Raw genomic sequence first — 17,616 nt, 5'->3', positions numbered from 1 at the left:
AGCTCAGGAGCCATAATCTGAGCTTTTTTATAGTAGTGCATTGTTGAACATAAGCCCTGTTAGCTTAATAAGAATCACTGTCTCAGTATTTTTAGTTGCATTAAATTTACATACCCCTGCAAACGGCTGGGCATTTCTGAGAAGAAGTTTAAACTAAAGGATATCTTGTATTTAAGGTAAATTATGTTACAAGTAATTAAACATAAACGTCTAATTAAGTGGGGGTGCCGAAATGAAAATATTAAGCCTAATGCTAATGGTATTTTTGTTCTTTTTAGCGGGTTGTTTTGAAAGAGAAACCGAAATCTGGGTTTCTAAACCACCTGATGCCGAAGAAGTATTACGTCTTGATGAAAATGCAGACATTTTTCAATGGGAGGGGGTAGTTTACAAAACAGATATTGATTGGGTAAATGAATTAGAACTTACTAAGAATGAATCAATTGGTGAGATTACTGAACTATACACAAACGAGGATCCTAAATTATTTAAAGACGGTATGACGAACGAATTACCAATAGGAGCAAAAATTTATTCAACAAACGAAAATGGCATTTTAATTGTTGAATACAACGGTGAAGAAAAGTATTATTTGGCTGGTAGTGAAGGGTGAAAGGTGATTAAAGTAAGTATTAAAACAGCATCGGATAATTCTGATGCTGTTGTTGATGGAATGGTACGATAATTTACTATAAATTAAATGCTAATTCATTTGTTATTTAACTTGTTATTTGGCTTGATTTAACGATTTTCTCTCCCAAAACGGAACCCGTTGATCCACGATGCTGGTTTTTCTTATATTTTTTTCTTGAACTAACCTGCCCAGTTTGTTCAATAGGGAATTCAGCTAGGTGCTCTATGACTTTGCCTCAAAAATAACAGAAACCGCTTTATACATCTTCCCATCCCAAGCATATGTAACGTTTAAGCTGCCTATATATGCTTCTGGGATAGTTACAAAAACATTTGTTGTGCCATAAAGTATACCGCTTTTTGGTTCATACTCCTCAATTGATCCAAATCCAGGAGGGCAAACAGGGGTGGAATAACCAAATTTTGAATAATCCACTTCATATTTCTTTTTACCAATTAAAACAGTGATTACGTTTCCTTTTTGCTCCATTTTCACAAGCCGCTTGACGGCATCATCTATTGGCTCAACTGGTACCTCTTGAAAGTCATTAAATTCAGCATAACCTTGATGTAAAATGTGAATTTCTTTTTCAGATACTGAAGTACCAGCACCCCTTACTAGTACAACTATAATGTCCTCTAGCTTATCACCATTTAAATCTTCTTTATATAATTTTGGTTCATAACTGTAATTGTACCAGTTTGGAAAGTCATAAAGATTGCGACCAATGTCACCGACCTGAACAGTAAAATTCTTATAGTCAATACCATCCTTATCTGCAATTAAATATATATTTTCATTCCACTTATCAGGATTATCGACTGTAATGCTTCTAATCACAACTCTGTCTACTGCATATGTTTTTCCCGTACCACAGAACAAAAGAACAATTAATAAACTGAAAAAAAGTCTATTCAATATATTCACTCCCTCTTATTTAAAATTCCCAAAAGGAGTGAATAAATTTATTACTTCTCTAGATACATCAAGCATTAATGGTGTATTTTACTTAAACTAACCTGCCCCGTTTGTTCAACAAGACTATTACTCAATCTTCGGGGTTTTCATTAAGAACCCAAGGAATATCAGCCTCAAAGCTTAACTTTAGGGCTGGGGTTGGGAAGCCTTGTGGTACAAAATCTAAATCCTTTGAAAATCCAACTTTGAAATTCACTATCTCAATATTGTTGTCATTAAAGTTATTGAATGTACATAATTCTCCTTCTAACACTCTTCCAACAAAATAATACTCCCCTAAATATAATCGTGTGTTATCTTCCTCTGAAGGGAATTCTGAAAGATGTGCGGGTATTGCTGAATTAATTTCTAGTTTGTTGAATATATCGGATACAGAAGTATTTAAATGCTTACAGGCTTCAACATAATTTTTACAGTACAAACAGTTACAGACCGTTATGTCTTTGTTGTAAAATTCTCGTGTTTTATGAATATCAACTTCTAATAACCAGTTTCCTATTTTAATCTTTTGGAGCATTATCCTACCTTCTTCCTGTCATAAACCTTTAATATGCTTCTTCATTAAATTGATGTAAAATTCGGCGGCACGAATTAACCATCCTTGTTGTGCTAAACTGCACCCTTTGTTGAATAAGCAACGTATTAAAATTGATGAAAACTTGTTTCAATGGGGACTACACTTTTGATAAAAGCAATATCTTTTTCCGTAGCATTAGGTACAAAAAATTCCGTTCCCCAGTGACCAGAATGAAACACAGACACCGTACCTATATGCAAATTAACTGTGAACCACTTGAACTCTCCCGCATTATTTGTATTGTTATTTAATAAATAATCCGAAAGAACAGAGGTCTTCTTCCCCTTAAATATTGTGATATTATCTTCTTTAACCATTTCAAATGTATTTAAAGTGAGAGTTCCAATTTCTTCAATAGTGTCAATTTCATCATTCCAACAATGGATTTCTATTGTATCCGATTTTTCTAAAAAACAGTTTATTATCGGACCCCAATAATCGTAATTTTCGTTCACAGGGTTTGGAAAGGTTGAATTATCTTGTGTATAAGTCGGTATGTTAAAAGCTAAATTATTTTGCACAAAAGTAACCTCCCACTAATTTTTCTCATATTAATCCTGTATTACTTGTCTCACTAACCTGCCCCGTTTGTTCAAAAAGGAATTCAACAAAAAAGGCTGCAAATCCTCCCTGGATCAGCACACCTGTTAATGATATAAGAAGTAATCCTGTTATATTAATTTTTTTATTCATACCCAGCCTTTATAGGTCTATCTTTTGGAAAGCCTACTTTTTCTCGATATGCTTTTCTTTCTTCAGTGAAATCAAACCATTGTTTAATACTCTTGGGATTGTTCGCATAGTAAACAACGCAACGAAATTGGTCTTCAACACAACTATCTGTCAACACACCTAACTTTTTTTCTAATTGATTAAAAAGTTCAGCACCATTTTTATCTTTGATTTCAGATAATGAGAAAATATTCAAATCAAAAACCAGATTCTCAGCTAATTTAAAACCAATTGAAGGTATAGATTGAAATTCAGCTAATCCCTTTAATATTCTAGCCTTTTCTACGGTAACATTAAGAAAATGGGCTATTTTTTCTACTTCAAAGTGATGAATTTCACTCATTTTTATTTTTGCTCTTCTAAGTTTTAATTTTTCATCACCAGTTAAAGGTAATTTCGTGTTTGAACTCAATAATATCCCCCTTTACTCTTCTTAAACTCTTCTGCCCCTTATGTTGAATAAGCTCTTCTTTCATTTTAACTTAAATATCCAAAAACCCCGCTTGCAATTTTTAACAAATGAATCCACATAGTAAATAGCATACGAATTCGCACGCTGACAATAACTTCGGTCACTCTGCTAAAAGGGGTGCGAATTCGAGTGCTAAAAAGCCATAAAACGTACACAAATCCCTTATATATCAATAAAAAGATGCAGTCCAATTCAGTTGCGAATTGGACTGCTAATTAGTGTGCGAATTAAGTTTTTGTACTCGAAAACCGAACCCGTTACCCGCTAGGGCGCCTGCTTTTTGTTATGTAACTGTTTTTAATTGAATCGATGTCTGTCCTGGATGAAGGCTGGAACAACTGTTATTGGGAAAATCCTTTGTTCATCTATAAAGCTTTTATCTCCGCCCGCCACGAATCAGCCGCAGCTGCGGAACGCTGCCTTCCTTCTTAAATAGAGAAAAGAGCCCCAAATTAAATAAAGCCAGGAAAAAAGACAAAACCATTTGCTGATATTCATGCTTGAACATTAGTACAAAGACACTCAACAAACAATAAACTCCAAGCGCCAGATAAAAGAACTTTAAAATCCGGCCCATTCCCCCACCCTCTTTTTTCCTTTTTTACTATATTAACAGAATTAATAGTTATTTGTCACAAAATGTTCACACTTTTCGAAAATTTTATTGGGAAATTTTCTTACAAATAATTCACCAATCTGACATAATCTGTTTGTTTTATCAATTTTTTCCTCGAAAAAAGAAGGGTTTTAGCAAAATACCTAGAAATAGAGTATAGATTTTTAAAAAGGGAGGAATGAACTTGAAGAAAAAGTTGCTGTCTGTTTTATTTAGCGGGGCTCTCGCATTTGGAGTGTTTGCTTTACCAGGGAATGCGGCTAAGGCTGAGGAAGAACCATGTGATTGCCACTCCTGGGTACCTATTTCTGGAGCGGAGAGAAATGTTAATGTAGCGGGCCTGCTGAGCAGCCAGGTTTTCAAGGATGTTAAAGCCGACCTGTGGAAAAAAGGTTACAGCTGGAACGGAGCCCATTCAATTGAGGTAATAAATCCTTTCGATGGATTAGTGATGATTGGGATTCCGTTTGTAAAAGCGGACGGAACAATTGAATACCATGTCTTTATTAATGGCGTATATAAAGGAGCTACACCACAATAATTTTAAAAGAATTAAAATTCCAGGAACGGCACATAGCCGTTCCTTCAGATTGTCGACAAAAGGCATTTGGAATGCTTCTATTCCCAAATGCCTTTTTATTTTTCACTTTTTCTTTCAGTACCTCACCTAATTTATAAGTGTTGATTATACTAGCATTGTCATTTCACAGGTCAAGATGGTTTGGGCGGTTTATTTTAAGGTCGCTTTACTGCAAGAGAAGGGTCAAGCTCACCTTTTGATGTACTTTTTGATCTATTCTGCTGCATGAGAGTTAGACCTTCATCACTTTATCTTCCCAAATCCTTCGCACTTGTACCGCCAATCGCCCAATGGGTTTTTGGTACTTCTGTGACAATAACCCGGATATTTTCCTTGGGGGCATTCAACGTCTCGCTGATAATGTTTGTCACATTTTTCATCAAGTCATTGATCGTTTCCCGGGATCTGCCTTCCATGATTTGAATATTGACCAGTGGCAATTGAATCACTCCTCTTTTTAAAGGCTCATGCTAGCTTTTTTTTACAAAGAACGATATATCCCCAAGGCCTCCAAATTTGGCACTTACATAGTCTCCAGGTGTTAAACGTACCGCTTCTGTGAGGCCGCCAGTCAAGATTGGCTGGCCAGCCTTGACTTTTTCCCCTTTTTTGCTCAGCATGTTTGCCAGTCTTGCAACTGAATTTGCTGGATGTCCCAGCACTGCTGCGCCAGCTCCGAGTGCCTGGATTTCACCATTGATGGACAACGTCACGCCTACGACATCGAGCTCAAGCGCGTCCGGGCGCTTTAAACTTGTTCCGTATACCGCTCCAGCCGCGGAGGTGTTATCTGCAATGACGTCAGGCAATGTGAAGTTGAAGTTTTCGTAGCGGCTGTCTATGATTTCAATCGCCGGAAAAACATATTCAGTAACACGCATAACATCAAGAGCTGTCACGCCCGGTCCTTGCAAATCCTGTGATAAAATAAATCCGATTTCTGGTTCCACTTTTGGATGGATGTAATCATTCAGAGAAATGGATTCCCCTTCATTCACGACCATGTAGTCGAAAACATACCCGTAAATCGGATCCTTCACATTCATCTGCTTCATTTTCGCTTCACTGGTGATTCCCATTTTCGGCCCAATGACTTTTCTTCCTTCTTCAATCTTTTGCCTAACTAATTCCTCCTGGACCAAATAAGCATCTTCGATGGAAAGATCCGGGTACAATTCTGCTGTGATTTTAATGATTTCACGATGTTCTTTTTCGGCATTATGTAAATAAGTAGCAAGTTCTTTAACCGTTTCCTTATCCATTTTCTCCCTCCTGATACATGTTGGATTCTATATTAGACTACCGCTTTATTTTTCTTCGCCATCTCGGCAGCGACATCGATAATCATATCTTCCTGGCCCCCGACGATTTCACGTTTGCCGAGTTCGATCAAAATATCACGGGAATCCACATTGAACCGCTTCGCCGCACGTTCGGCGTGCAACAAGAAGCTCGAATAAACTCCTGCATAACCTAATGTTAAACCGTCCTTTGTTATTTCCTGCGGTTTTGGCAAGATGGGGGCAACGATGTATTCCGCGATATCCATCATCTTATAAAGATCAATACCTGTGTCGATTCCCATTTTTTCAAGCACCGCCACAAGCACCTCTGTCTGCGTGTTACCCGCGCCTGCTCCAAGGCAGCGGATGCTTCCATCAATCCTGGTCGCGCCCTGCTCAATGGCTGCAAGAGTGTTTCCCATAGCGAGCGACAGATTATTATGTGCATGGAATCCGACATTTCCGTTAAGTTCAGAACACAACGCTTTGATTCGTTCGCTCACTTGATTCGGAAGCAATGCACCCGCAGAATCCACAACATAAACAGAATCCGCTCCATAGCTTTCCATCAATTTCGCCTGTTCCACCAGTTTCTCAACTGGCGCCATATGGCTCATCATCAGGAAGCCGACTGTTTCCATCCCTAATTCTTTTGCTGTCACAATGTGCTGTTTGGAAACATCTGCCTCAGTGACGTGTGTAGCGATACGAACCATTTTCGCTCCGATTTTGTGTGCTTCTTTCAGGTCCTTAATTGTTCCGATTCCAGGAAGTAATAGGACCGAAATTTTTGAAAAATCTGCAACGTTAACAGCTGCTTCAATTAATTTCAGTTCATCTGTTTTTGATAAACCGTATTGCAGGGTTGATCCCCCAAGGCCATCTCCATGAGTAACTTCGATGTATGGAACTCGCGCTTCATTCAAAGCTCTCGCTATCTGTGTAACCTGTTCCACCGTGTACTGATGATTGATTGCATGGCTGCCATCTCTCAAAGCAACTTCAGTAATTTTTATATCAGGCATGATTCTCCTCCTCCCTCCCTCTTACGGTGTTGCTGCTTTCATACGATTTTTGGCAAACTCTTCTGCAACCTTAACTGCAGCGGATGTCATAATATCAAGGTTTCCTGCATATTTCGGCAGGTAATGCCCAGCTCCTTCGACTTCCAGGAATACGGTCACTTTATTTCCATCAATAATTGGTTCTGTCCGCACTTTATATCCAGGAACGTAGGACTGTACCCTTGCAGCCATTTCCATTATGGATGCAGTAATTTTTTCTTCATCCATGAATTCTTTTTCCACAATTGCTTGGACCGTATCACGCATCATAATTGGAGGTTCAGCCGGGTTCAGGATAATGATTGCTTTCCCTTTTTTCGCACCGCCTACCTTTTCAATTCCGCTTGCCGTTGTTTCGGTAAACTCATCAATATTCGCGCGTGTTCCTGGGCCGGCACTTTTGCTTGAAATGGTAGCAACGATTTCCGCATACTTAACTGGGGCTACTTGGTTGATTGCATGGATGATAGGAATCGTTGCCTGACCGCCGCAAGTAATTAAATTTACGTTTTCCGCATCAAGATGCTCCCCAAGATTAACGGTTGGCACAATGAATGGACCGATTGCTGCAGGAGTCAAATCAATCATCTGCTTTCCTAACTTCCTAGCCACTTCCGCATTATGGATATGTGCACCAGCACTTGTGGCATCAAAAACGATATCGACAAGATCCGGATTTTCCAGTAAACCATCCACCCCGTTATCGAAAACCTCTAGCCCGATATGCTTTGCATGCTGCATCCCTCTAGAAGTAACATCGATTCCCATCATTGTGGTCAATTCGAGGGTGTCCGATTTTGCCAGTTTAATCATTAAGTCGGAGCCAATGTTTCCTGTTCCAATGATTCCTACTTTCACTTTGCCCAATGTCATCCCTCCTCACATTTATTCTGTAAAACTAACACTTACTTCACCAAGCTCAGCAAATTTAACTCTAAAATGGTCTCCAGGCTTTGCCACGACAGCCGCAGATAATGCACCTGACAAAACTACTTCCCCAGCTTTTAATGCAATATTATATTTTGCTAGCTTGTTTGCAAGCCACGCCACGCATTTCACTGGATCGCCAAGTGCGGCGGCACCTACCCCGGTATTCTGCAATTCACCATTCTTATAAAGAGCCATGCCGATTTGCTTAATATCAATGTCTGTTATTTTCTTCGGATTGCCACCCAGTACATACAACCCGGATGAAGCATTATCCGCCACTGTATCTGCAAGGGTGATCTTCCAGTCTTTAATCCTGCTGTCAACAATCTCAATTGCCGGCACAATTACATCTGTAGCCAGCAGGACATCAAGTGGAGTGACGTTTGGGCCGGCCAGGTCGTTTTTTAAAATAAAAGCAAGTTCGCCTTCTACTTTAGGCTGCAACACACGTTGAAACGGAATCTCGCCGCCGTTTTCCACTTCCATATCATCAGTCAAATGGCCGTAATCAGGCTCGCCAACTCCCAACATATCCTGCATCGCTTTTGAGGTAAGTCCGATTTTCTTGCCAGTAATTTTCTGGCCGTTATCCAGATATCCCTGGATGGTGTACAGCTGTACGTCATATGCCTCATCGATGGAGAACTCGGGATCCAGCGCTGACAGCGGCTGAACCCCCTCCCTATTCGTCCAGGCACTCAATAAATGCTTTGCATGGCGTTCTACTTTCGAAGCATGTTTCGTTTCCATACCCATCCTCCTAGAGTTTCAGTGTCACGTTCGTCAGTTCCGTATAGAAGTCCATACTGTGTGCTCCGCCTTCCCGGCCAAGTCCGCTGTGCTTCATTCCGCCAAATGGTGTGCGCAAGTCGCGGAGGAACCAGGTGTTCACCCATACCATGCCTGCTTCGATTTGTGCAGAGAACCGAACAGCCCGCTTTACATTCGATGTCCATACACTTGCACTTAATCCATAATGCGTATCATTTACCTGCTCTAGTACTTCTTCTTCAGAATCAAATGGAATCACTGTTACAACCGGCCCAAAAATTTCTTCGCGGACACACCTGGAATTTTTTCCAAGGCCAGTGATAATTGTTGGCTCGATATAGTATCCTTTATCTTCATAGAGAGTGTTTCCGCCTACCAGGAAGTTTCCCCCTTCCTCTTTGGCAATATCCAAATAGCTTACTACTTTGTTATAATGTTCTTCACTGACCATTGCTCCGACCTTTGTATCCGGATCAAATGGATCTCCCACTTTCATTTCCTTCGCTTTAGAAGCGAACCTTTCCAAAAACTCATCGTAAATAGGACGCTCCACATAGATTCTCGAACCACAGAGACAAACTTCACCCTGGTTGATGAAACTTGACTTCAACGTGGTTTCAATTGTCTCTTTCAGATCGGCATCAGCGAAAATAACATTTGGATTTTTTCCGCCAAGCTCAAATGATAATTTTTTCAATGTCGGAGCTGCTGCTTTCATAATAGTACTTCCGGTTACTGTTTCGCCAGTAAAGGCAATTGCATCCACATCCTCATGCGAGGTGATAGCTGCACCTGTTTCTCCCATACCATGCACCAAATTCACTACACCTTCAGGAACTCCTGCGTCTGTACAAATTTGCGCCAAAACAGTTGCTGTCATTGGTGTTATTTCAGATGGCTTCATGACTACTGTATTTCCTGCTGCAAGTGCTGGAGCCAATTTCCATGTCAAAAGCAACAATGGAAGGTTCCAAGGATTGATCAATCCTACAACACCAACAGGTTTGCGAACAGAATAATGGATTGCGATATCATCCTGCTGATACGATTCATTTCCTATTGCAGTCATATAGTCCGCAAAGAAGTGAAAGTTATTTGCAGCTCGGTCAATATCGACACTTTTTGAGAGCCAAAGCGGTTTACCAGTGTCCAGCGTTTCCAGCGCGGCCAATTCTGGCAATCTTTCTAAAATCAGGTCCCCGATTTTACGGAGAATCTGGGAGCGTTTTTTCGTTGGCATGCTTCCCCATTCACCTTTAAGCGCTTTTCTGGCCGCCTTTACTGCCAGATCAACCTCTTCTTTCCCGCCTACCTGAACGGTTCCCAACACTTCCTTTGTAGCAGGATTGATATTCAAAAATGTTTCCCCACTGAATGACTCCACATATTTACCGTTAATGTAATGATTGCAATTAATTGGCTTTATTTCAGCTGCTGTTCCTGTAACGTGCATGAAAAAATTCCTCCCTCTGGATTTTAAAAGTGCTTTTACTTTCCGTGAATCATATAGTGATTGTTTTATATGAATCTTTTATTTTAAATTATAGGTTCGCTTATAGAATTTAAAAACGCGCCAATTCCTCTATGCGGAACGAATAGTAAAATAATATAGAATTTAATACACCATGCGGAACCGCATGGTGTATTTTTCAATGGGGTCACTTCCAGGACGTCCAAAATTTTCAACATTATGTTCAATCTATTTCTACATCGCGGGATGTAAAAAGCCTGCGGTGTCTTTATTATTTAGATATTGAAGGAATCCATAATGTAAGCGAAGGTATAAATGTAACTAGTAACAAAACGACTATAGATACGAAAACAAATGGCCAAACCGCTTTTACAAAAGATTCAATTGACACCTTTCCTAAAGATGTTGCTAAAAACAATCCGGATCCCACTGGCGGTGTCAGTATACCGATAACCACATTCAAACATATAATGACCCCAAAATGAATTGGATCAATATCGTAAGCTGGTAAAATTGGAACAAAAATCGGAGTTAGGATAATAATCAAAGCAATCCCTTCAACAAGCATGCCCAACAGCAATAATAAGATGTTGACAAGAATTAAAAAGATGATGGGATTATCAGAAATGGTCGTCATCCATTCCGCAATTGCCTGCGGAATACGTTCAAATGTCATTGCCCAGCCAAAAATATTAGCCATCGCAATAAGCAATGTGACCATTGCAGTAGAAATAGCTGTATTCACCATAATGCTAGGGAGATCTTTGATATTTAATTCTTTATAAAGGAATAATCCGACAATCAAAGCGATTACACAAGCAATTCCGGCTGATTCTGTTGGAGTAAAAACACCAGTCACAATACCCCAAATCAATATTCCTGGAACCAATAATGCAGGAATAATCTTGTAAAGTGACATTCCTCTCTCACCCCACGAAGCTTTAGGCTTTGAAGGAAATTTTTCTTTATAGCCGATATAAGCAACCAATATAACAAAAGCTAGAGATAGTAGAATTCCAGGCAGAATACCCGCAAGAAACATATCACCAATGGAGGTACCCGAAGTTGCCCCATAAATAATGAAAAGCATACTTGGCGGAATGATTGGCCCGAGCATTCCCGCTGATGCTGTCGTAGCGGCCGCGAATTCCCGCTTATATCCTTCCTTTTCCATTGAAGGAACCATAATTTTGGTCATCATTGCAATTTGTGCTGCAGCTGAGCCAATGATCGAAGCTAAAAATGTATTGGCTACAATGTTTACATAGGCTAGGCCGCCCCTATAATGTCCAACAAATTTCTGTGCAAAAGTGACCAGACGACTGGTAATTCCACCTGTATTCATAATTTCACCGGCAAGCATAAATAAAGGAATTGCCAGTAAGCTATAGCTCTCCAGTGATGAAAACAAACGTTGTGGTGAATTAATCAGCATATCTCCGTTCCCGCTTACAACTAACAGTACAATACCGGAAATACCCAAAACTATTGCAATTGGTACTCTTATGAGAAGTACAACTGCAAATATCAGCATTGTCAGTATCATTCAATCACCTTCCCTGCTCTGGTAAACCGTAATGATTCTAAAAACCAGCTGAGAAAATGGATGGACATAAATAACAGACTAATCGGAATGCATATATACATAAAAATCATGGGTGTTTGAGTTGTAATTGACTTTTGTAATAGAATGTTTGGATTGGTAATCCAATTGATAGATAAATAGAATATAAAAATGGAAAATAGAGCAGAGACAATCAATCCTGCTACAATAAGAACATTTCTTAATTTAGGATTAATTTTGTCAACCAAGAGGTTCACTGCAACTGCTTCTTTCGTTTTTATACTCATGCTGGCACCGATGAAACTGCACCATACGAATGTATAAAGTGTAAGCTCCTGTGCCCAAATCAATGGGGACTGAACAAAATAACGGAAAATGATATCAAATACCATTGCAAGCAACATAACAGGTATTATAATGATCACGGCTAGCTTTTCTACTTTAAAAATAATATCGCTTATACCTCTCATTGCCATCCCCCCTTTTTAATTAATAGTAAATTGGGCTTTAATTGCTATAAACTGGCCGCCCGAGGTTAAGCCTCCATCAAGAATAACTTCAGGCCCTGTCATATAAGAAGAATCATCAGAAGTAAGAAACACAACATTTTTTGGCAACTTCTCTAGCTTCACTTGCTCTTCCCGATGGATTCATACTGGTGGATGCCTTTATTAAAGAATGGATCATTGTATGTAAGCCTCCACATAAATATCAAAAGAGGTTGTCTGCGCGAACATACTTTCTGTTTGGAGACAACCTCTTATGACCATTATTCCTTCTTCACAGTGGAGATAAATTCTTTAATCAATTCACTTTTATTGGAGTATTCTTCATAGATTTTCTTTGCTTCTCCACTGAATTGTTCTCTGTTTTTAAGTTCAACCACATCGACTAATTTTTCCAGCTCTTTAAGGTTTTTATCTGAAATTGCAACGATTTCTTTTTCGCCCCATTCAACAGCTGCTGCAAGGGCCTCATCGATAATTTTCTGATCCTCTTCCGGCATGCTTTCATATTTTGTTTTACTTGCAGTGACAATGCCCCCAAATGCCATATGATTGGTCAGTACATACGTTTTACCTATTTCATAGAACTTTTCCGATAACATCGGGTTTGTATCGATAGACACCCCATCAATGACACCGGTCTGCATTGCATTGTAGACTTCAGGCAGTCCCATTGCGATTGGGCTTGCACCGAGCCCTTTCCAGAAATCAATAACGGATGCTCCACCAGCGAAACGTATTTTTCTTCCTTTTACATCGTCAATGGATTGAATTGGATCTCCATTTACAAGCAAGTTGTGATTTGCCGCAAAAAAGTAATCCATCCCTTTAAGACCCTGACTATCGAGCAATCCAAGCATTTTCTGTGCAGGTTCTGTTTCCTGTGCTGCCAGGACATCTTCTAAATCCTCAAAAAGGAATGGCATATTCCATGCGTCCAACTCCGGAAATCTTGAACTCAGATAAGGAACCGTGATTAAAGCGAAATCAAGCGACCCACTGGAAAGCTGCTGGACCATATCCGCTTCGGGGCCGAGCTGAGCTGCCGGATAAATTTCAAGTTTCATTCTGCCGTCCGATCTTGCTTCTAATTCTTCGGCAAACTTCTCTGCGAATTTATGCCAGATATGGCCTGTCTGTGTAACATGTGTCATTTTGAATTCATACGTTTTTCCTTTTTCTCCTGCAGCTTTTGTTTCGGTTTCACTACTGCCGCTACATGCACTTAAGAAAAGTACAGCGGACGTCAAAATCATGCCCAGTATTGGTTTTAATTTCTTCATTAATACTACCCCCCATTTTTACGATCAGGTTTTAACCAATTCATTCAGTCCTAGAAAATCCAAAGCATTTTGGCCAAGCATTAAACGTGCTTCCTCTTTTGAAATATCCTCATGGAGGTCAATCACTTTTCCTGCCGGAATTTCGCGTAGCAGGAATGGATAATCAGATCCGGCGATAATCTGTTTTGCCCCAAATTTTTCAATCATAAATTTCAGATTGTCCGGGTCGTATACAAGGGAATCGTAATACAGTATTTTTGCATAAAAGCTTGGAGGGTTTTCTGTATTCCGTGTATGCGGCCAAACTTCCCAGCCTTTATCCATTCTCGGAAGAATATACGGCAAAGACCCGCCTCCGTGCGCAAAGCAAATCCTCAGATTCGGGAGCTTATCCAGCATCCCGCTCATAATGATGCTGCCTGCTGCCAACGCTGTTTCTGAAGGCATTCCGACCGTATACATTGTATTGAAACGCTGAAGCCTTTCTTTTCCAAGAGTTGCCCATGGGTGGACAAAAAGCGGGACATTCATTTCGGCTGCCGCTTTGAAAAAAGGATACAGGGACTCGTCATCCAGGTTCAGTCCGTTTACGTTGGATCCTATCTGGATTCCTTTTAGCCCAAGGACATGAACTGCCCTTTCCATCTCAGCTATCGCCTGTTTTATGTCCTGCAGTGGAACTGTCCCCATCCCGATAAATCTGTCCGGATACTTTTTTACGACAGAAGCGATGAAATCATTTTGTGACTTGGCAAGCTCGAGGCCGGCCTGGGAATCGGACCAGTATGTAAAAGTGACCGGAATCGGTGACAGAACCTGAATATCGACACCTTCCTTATCCATATCTTCAATCCGCTTTTCTGGATCCCATGCCTGGTCGGTTATCTTCCTGAACGTTTTGCCTTGAATCTTAATTTCAGCACCACAGCTGCATGTCTTTTCAAGTTTCGGAAATCGGTCATCGTTATATTTTTCTGCGAGGTCAGGGTAATCTTCGGAAATGATATGTGTATGAAAATCAACGCGTAATGGTCTTGTCAAAGTTTGAGATGCTCCTTTCTTTAAAGTCTACTAAATTGTCATTCTATTTCTTAATTTCTGTACCATATGTCAAGTAAGTTTCGGGTGGCGTGCTTCCCCACATATCAAGCCCAAACTGTCCAGTTCCAGATTGCCACTCAATTGGCTGCCAATCGGGTGCGAAAATCAGCATTCCTCCTGTCCACAGTTCAACCCGGTTGCCAGATGGTTCAAATGCATACAGGAATTGTGCCCCACTTGTGCCATGCTTTCCTGGTCCCCATTCGATTTTGATGTCATTTTCAGCCATAATATTCAGGGCACGCAGTAATTCATCTGGTGAATCGAGGAAATATGCGACATGGTGGAGGAGTGCTCCTGATTGTTTACTGTTGCGCATTAACGCAATTTCATGCGCAATATTTGTTTTGCTCAGCCATGAACCAAGACGAACATCCATTTCATTCTGGATATAGTAGCGATGATGAATTCCAAGGAAATTCGTCCACCATTCCTGTTCATGAGCAACATCATCCACCATCACATTTACATGGTCAAAGCGGCGGGGTGCTGCGCCTTTTCCAGTGTATTTCATTGGGTGGCTGGGCAATTTGGAAGCTGTCAGCGGGTTTGAGTATTTTTCCATTTCCCAATATAGCTCAACAGGAATTCCAGCAGGGCTGTAGAATTTGATTGCATCACCTTGACCGCGTTCAGTACCTCCTTCAATCCACTTATAATCAGTTCCCGATTCCTTTAACGTTTTTTCGAATGCATAAAGTGATTTTTCAGAGTTAACCCGCCAGCCAAAATGGTCGAGCCCGGATTTTTCTGCTTTATTGAGTATCAATGTGTGATGGTCCCAGTCCTGCCATGCGCGCAGATAAACCTTGTCTTTTTCCTCCGCGGATACATGCAGCCCCAGAACTTCTGTGAAAAACCATGTAGACCTTTCCAGGTTTGTCACATTGATTGATGCATGGCCAATGTGAGCAACATTCGATAATTTCAAATCCAATTCAGTAAGTTCTACTTCTTTTTGGTTCGGACTTGATAAAGCCATTTTTCCATACCTCCGGATTTATTTTTTTAATAAATTACTCCCCAATAGAAACCGCTTACATTTTAAAAAAAGACTTAATGTAACTTCTCATACTCAAATAATTAAATTGTAAAAATTCTTATTAGGCATATAGAACTATATTATTGTAACTAGCTCCTATTATATGGCGGTAAAAGTGCCAATAAAAGCGAACTATTCCTCTATACGGAACAAAATTAAAAAAATTTAAAATAATGGCAATTATTAAATAAATATTTTTTTGTAGTTTCTATCCCGGGCTCTTTGATGATAAAAAAAAGAGATTTCATTAGGAAATTCTTATTCTCTAAATTGTTGGTTGAATATTCAGAATATACATAGTATATATAAATTACTTAGCATATAAAATAGCGATGTTCCTTTATATGGAACAAGTTGCAAAAGGGGGATGAAAAATGTCCAAGAAAAGCGAAAATCCACAAATTCTTTCATCTGTTAGTAATGCTCTTCGGATTCTCAAGAGTTTTTCCACGTTTGAACCAACACTTAAAGTAAAAGATCTATCAGAATCTCTTGGTCTGGGAAAAAGTACGGTAAGCCGTTTACTTGCAACTCTTGCTCATGAGGGGTTTGTCATAAAAGAGAATAAGACGGGAAAGTACAAACTTGGATTATCGGTATTGACACTAGGGGGGATTGTTACAAACCACCTTGAAATCCATAAGGAGGCGGCACCCCTACTCTATAAATTAGTAAATGATACAGGGGAAACAGCTCATTTATCGATTCTCGATGGCCTTGACACAATCTACATCCATAAGGAAGAATGCAGCCATCCAGTTCGCATCCTTACCCATCTTGGGAGAAAGAACCCCTCGTACTGCACAAGCTCAGGGAAAGTGCTGCTTGCTTTCAATGAAAACAATCTCGTTGAAGAGGTAATCAAAAAAGGGTTGCATGCGTATACGAGCAAAAGTATTACAGATCCCGATGAGTTGCGGAAAGAACTAAAGACAATCCGAGACAGAGGGTACGCAATAAGTACAGAGGAATTAACAGAAGGAACCAGATCCGTGTCAGCCCCCATTCACGATTATACAGGGAAGGTTGTCTGCGCCATAAATGTTGTCGGTCCAATCCAAAGAATGCAGGATTATAAGGTACCGGAAATTGCTAAAAAGGTAATGAATGCAGGCAAGGAAGCTTCTCAAAGGATGGGATATAATAAGTGATTTTCACGAGTTAAAAAAGGGACAAACTACCATTCAAACGGTTCTGTAAACGATCGCAGACATTAAAAACTAATACAAAATGACCTTCAAATTGAATGGTAATATGAAGGTCTATTTTTGTTGATTTAAATATGGGGTGTTTTCCCACTTCACCGTTCCTTTTTCTTTACCCCACGATTTTCCACAGTTAAATCGCCTTTCGATAAAGATTCCCACTCCCCTTCCAACAGCTCCCGAGGCCACTGCATTTTCAAAATAACCACCTTAAACTATCCAGCTTAAATTGTTAAGACAAAACACTATAATGTAACTTAACCTTTTGTTAAAATAGAATTATGTTACATTAACTCCCCATATGTAGGTCGTTCATTCATCAGCGTCTGATCTTTTCAACCAGAAGCTCTCTTCGGTTTTAATCAGTTTTTCCCGATTCCACAGAACAAGCAATCAGGTTCCTTCTCCCTTCTGGTTAGCATTTAAATAATTAATAACACAGGAGGTATCTTATGGGTATTAGTATCAGCATCATAATACTTGTGTATTTGGTTGTCTTGGCCCTGGGTTATATCGCTTCGATTTATGCACCAAGCAGCCAGACCAGTTTTTTTATCATTAATAAATCCTATACGAATGCGTTTTTTGTCCTATTTATTGCGATTGCCCTCGCATTCTTGATGATTGCCCTTCCTTTTATCCCAGTCGATAAGAACTATGCAGCCGGTTTAATTTTGGGAAGCAAGTTCATTTCAATTATCACCCTTTTCATTAGCTTGTTTGTGTTAAGCAGGAAATACTTAAAACAGCCCCCCATTTCTTAAAAATCGACATTTTTTGCGTTTATCATTTTGTTATGTAACTTAA

Annotated in this window: 22 protein-coding genes; 4 read left to right on the top strand and 18 right to left on the bottom strand. The window is 39.8% G+C overall.

Annotation, left to right across the window (positions count from 1 at the left end; translation table 11 throughout):
* Window positions 1–232: 232 nt before the first annotated feature.
* Complete coding sequence (locus tag DRW41_RS04110) at window positions 233–613, top strand: hypothetical protein (protein WP_115450668.1); 381 nt, start codon at window positions 233–235, stop codon at window positions 611–613.
* A 243-nt stretch (window positions 614–856) separates the two neighbouring features.
* On the opposite strand, the gene DRW41_RS04105 is transcribed toward DRW41_RS04110, so the two are convergent.
* The 6 genes from DRW41_RS04105 to DRW41_RS04085 form a co-directional block, all read right to left on the bottom strand.
* Window positions 857–1,552: a hypothetical protein gene (locus DRW41_RS04105; RefSeq protein ID WP_115450667.1), complete on the bottom strand. Its 696-nt coding sequence runs from the start codon at window positions 1,550–1,552 to the stop codon at window positions 857–859.
* A 130-nt stretch (window positions 1,553–1,682) separates the two neighbouring features.
* Window positions 1,683–2,129, bottom strand: a complete 447-nt coding sequence (locus DRW41_RS04100) for a hypothetical protein (RefSeq protein ID WP_115450666.1) — start codon at window positions 2,127–2,129, stop codon at window positions 1,683–1,685.
* A 125-nt stretch (window positions 2,130–2,254) separates the two neighbouring features.
* Entirely contained in the window at window positions 2,255–2,710 is a 456-nt protein-coding gene (locus DRW41_RS04095) for a hypothetical protein (RefSeq protein ID WP_115450665.1), read from the bottom strand.
* Window positions 2,711–2,735: 25 nt separating this feature from the next.
* Window positions 2,736–2,882: a hypothetical protein gene (locus DRW41_RS22835; RefSeq protein ID WP_181884398.1), complete on the bottom strand. Its 147-nt coding sequence runs from the start codon at window positions 2,880–2,882 to the stop codon at window positions 2,736–2,738.
* Window positions 2,875–3,333: a helix-hairpin-helix domain-containing protein gene (locus DRW41_RS04090; RefSeq protein ID WP_115450664.1), complete on the bottom strand. Its 459-nt coding sequence runs from the start codon at window positions 3,331–3,333 to the stop codon at window positions 2,875–2,877. The genes DRW41_RS22835 and DRW41_RS04090 overlap by 8 nt, the downstream gene beginning before the upstream one ends.
* Before the next feature lie 436 nt (window positions 3,334–3,769).
* Entirely contained in the window at window positions 3,770–3,970 is a 201-nt protein-coding gene (locus DRW41_RS04085) for a hypothetical protein (protein ID WP_115450663.1), read from the bottom strand.
* A 223-nt stretch (window positions 3,971–4,193) separates the two neighbouring features.
* Here DRW41_RS04085 and DRW41_RS04080 point away from each other — a divergent pair, with 223 nt between their 5' ends.
* Window positions 4,194–4,550 carry a hypothetical protein gene (locus tag DRW41_RS04080; RefSeq protein WP_115450662.1) on the top strand — a complete coding sequence of 119 codons (357 nt, stop codon included), beginning with the start codon at window positions 4,194–4,196 and terminating at the stop codon, window positions 4,548–4,550.
* Between the two features lie 287 nt (window positions 4,551–4,837).
* Here DRW41_RS04080 and DRW41_RS04075 read toward each other — a convergent pair whose 3' ends face one another.
* The 12 genes from DRW41_RS04075 to DRW41_RS04025 form a co-directional block, all read right to left on the bottom strand.
* A complete protein-coding gene (locus tag DRW41_RS04075) occupies window positions 4,838–5,029 on the bottom strand; it encodes a 4-oxalocrotonate tautomerase (protein ID WP_115450661.1) in 192 nt (63 codons plus the stop codon).
* A gap of 30 nt (window positions 5,030–5,059) precedes the next feature.
* Window positions 5,060–5,851, bottom strand: coding sequence for a 2-keto-4-pentenoate hydratase (locus DRW41_RS04070; protein WP_115450660.1), 792 nt, complete (start codon window positions 5,849–5,851; stop codon window positions 5,060–5,062).
* A 32-nt stretch (window positions 5,852–5,883) separates the two neighbouring features.
* Window positions 5,884–6,897 (bottom strand): 4-hydroxy-2-oxovalerate aldolase, encoded by a 1,014-nt coding sequence (gene dmpG, locus DRW41_RS04065; protein WP_115450659.1) that lies wholly within the window; start codon window positions 6,895–6,897, stop codon window positions 5,884–5,886.
* Window positions 6,898–6,918: 21 nt separating this feature from the next.
* The gene (locus DRW41_RS04060; RefSeq protein WP_115450658.1) at window positions 6,919–7,803 is read right to left on the bottom strand and encodes an acetaldehyde dehydrogenase (acetylating); all 885 of its coding nucleotides are present in this window, start codon (window positions 7,801–7,803) and stop codon (window positions 6,919–6,921) included.
* Between the two features lie 18 nt (window positions 7,804–7,821).
* A complete protein-coding gene (locus tag DRW41_RS04055) occupies window positions 7,822–8,616 on the bottom strand; it encodes a 2-keto-4-pentenoate hydratase (RefSeq protein ID WP_115450657.1) in 795 nt (264 codons plus the stop codon).
* A 10-nt stretch (window positions 8,617–8,626) separates the two neighbouring features.
* Window positions 8,627–10,090, bottom strand: a complete 1,464-nt coding sequence (locus DRW41_RS04050; RefSeq protein WP_115450656.1) for an aldehyde dehydrogenase — start codon at window positions 10,088–10,090, stop codon at window positions 8,627–8,629.
* Window positions 10,091–10,379: 289 nt separating this feature from the next.
* A complete protein-coding gene (locus tag DRW41_RS04045) occupies window positions 10,380–11,654 on the bottom strand; it encodes a TRAP transporter large permease (protein WP_115450655.1) in 1,275 nt (424 codons plus the stop codon).
* Window positions 11,651–12,142, bottom strand: coding sequence for a TRAP transporter small permease (locus DRW41_RS04040; RefSeq protein ID WP_181884397.1), 492 nt, complete (start codon window positions 12,140–12,142; stop codon window positions 11,651–11,653). The genes DRW41_RS04045 and DRW41_RS04040 overlap by 4 nt, the downstream gene beginning before the upstream one ends.
* Window positions 12,143–12,157: 15 nt before the next feature.
* Window positions 12,158–12,304 carry an SDR family oxidoreductase gene (locus DRW41_RS22620; protein WP_142752174.1) on the bottom strand — a complete coding sequence of 49 codons (147 nt, stop codon included), beginning with the start codon at window positions 12,302–12,304 and terminating at the stop codon, window positions 12,158–12,160.
* A 137-nt stretch (window positions 12,305–12,441) separates the two neighbouring features.
* Window positions 12,442–13,461 (bottom strand): TRAP transporter substrate-binding protein, encoded by a 1,020-nt coding sequence (locus DRW41_RS04035; protein ID WP_115450653.1) that lies wholly within the window; start codon window positions 13,459–13,461, stop codon window positions 12,442–12,444.
* 24 nt (window positions 13,462–13,485) lie between these two features.
* Window positions 13,486–14,502 carry an amidohydrolase family protein gene (locus tag DRW41_RS04030; RefSeq protein WP_115450652.1) on the bottom strand — a complete coding sequence of 339 codons (1,017 nt, stop codon included), beginning with the start codon at window positions 14,500–14,502 and terminating at the stop codon, window positions 13,486–13,488.
* Window positions 14,503–14,545: 43 nt separating this feature from the next.
* Window positions 14,546–15,544 carry a VOC family protein gene (locus tag DRW41_RS04025; protein ID WP_115450651.1) on the bottom strand — a complete coding sequence of 333 codons (999 nt, stop codon included), beginning with the start codon at window positions 15,542–15,544 and terminating at the stop codon, window positions 14,546–14,548.
* Between the two features lie 434 nt (window positions 15,545–15,978).
* Here DRW41_RS04025 and DRW41_RS04020 point away from each other — a divergent pair, with 434 nt between their 5' ends.
* Both DRW41_RS04020 and DRW41_RS04015 read left to right on the top strand, forming a co-directional pair.
* Window positions 15,979–16,755: an IclR family transcriptional regulator gene (locus tag DRW41_RS04020; protein WP_115450650.1), complete on the top strand. Its 777-nt coding sequence runs from the start codon at window positions 15,979–15,981 to the stop codon at window positions 16,753–16,755.
* A gap of 506 nt (window positions 16,756–17,261) precedes the next feature.
* On the top strand, window positions 17,262–17,573 hold the full coding sequence (locus DRW41_RS04015; protein WP_115450649.1) for a hypothetical protein: 312 nt from the start codon (window positions 17,262–17,264) through the stop codon (window positions 17,571–17,573).
* Window positions 17,574–17,616 lie beyond the last annotated feature (43 nt).

Source organism: Neobacillus piezotolerans (genome assembly GCF_003362805.1).
Taxonomy (GTDB): domain Bacteria; phylum Bacillota; class Bacilli; order Bacillales; family Cytobacillaceae; genus Bacillus_D; species Bacillus_D piezotolerans.
Note: the sequence above shows the minus strand (reverse complement) of the source record. Positions and strands in the feature narration are given on the sequence as shown.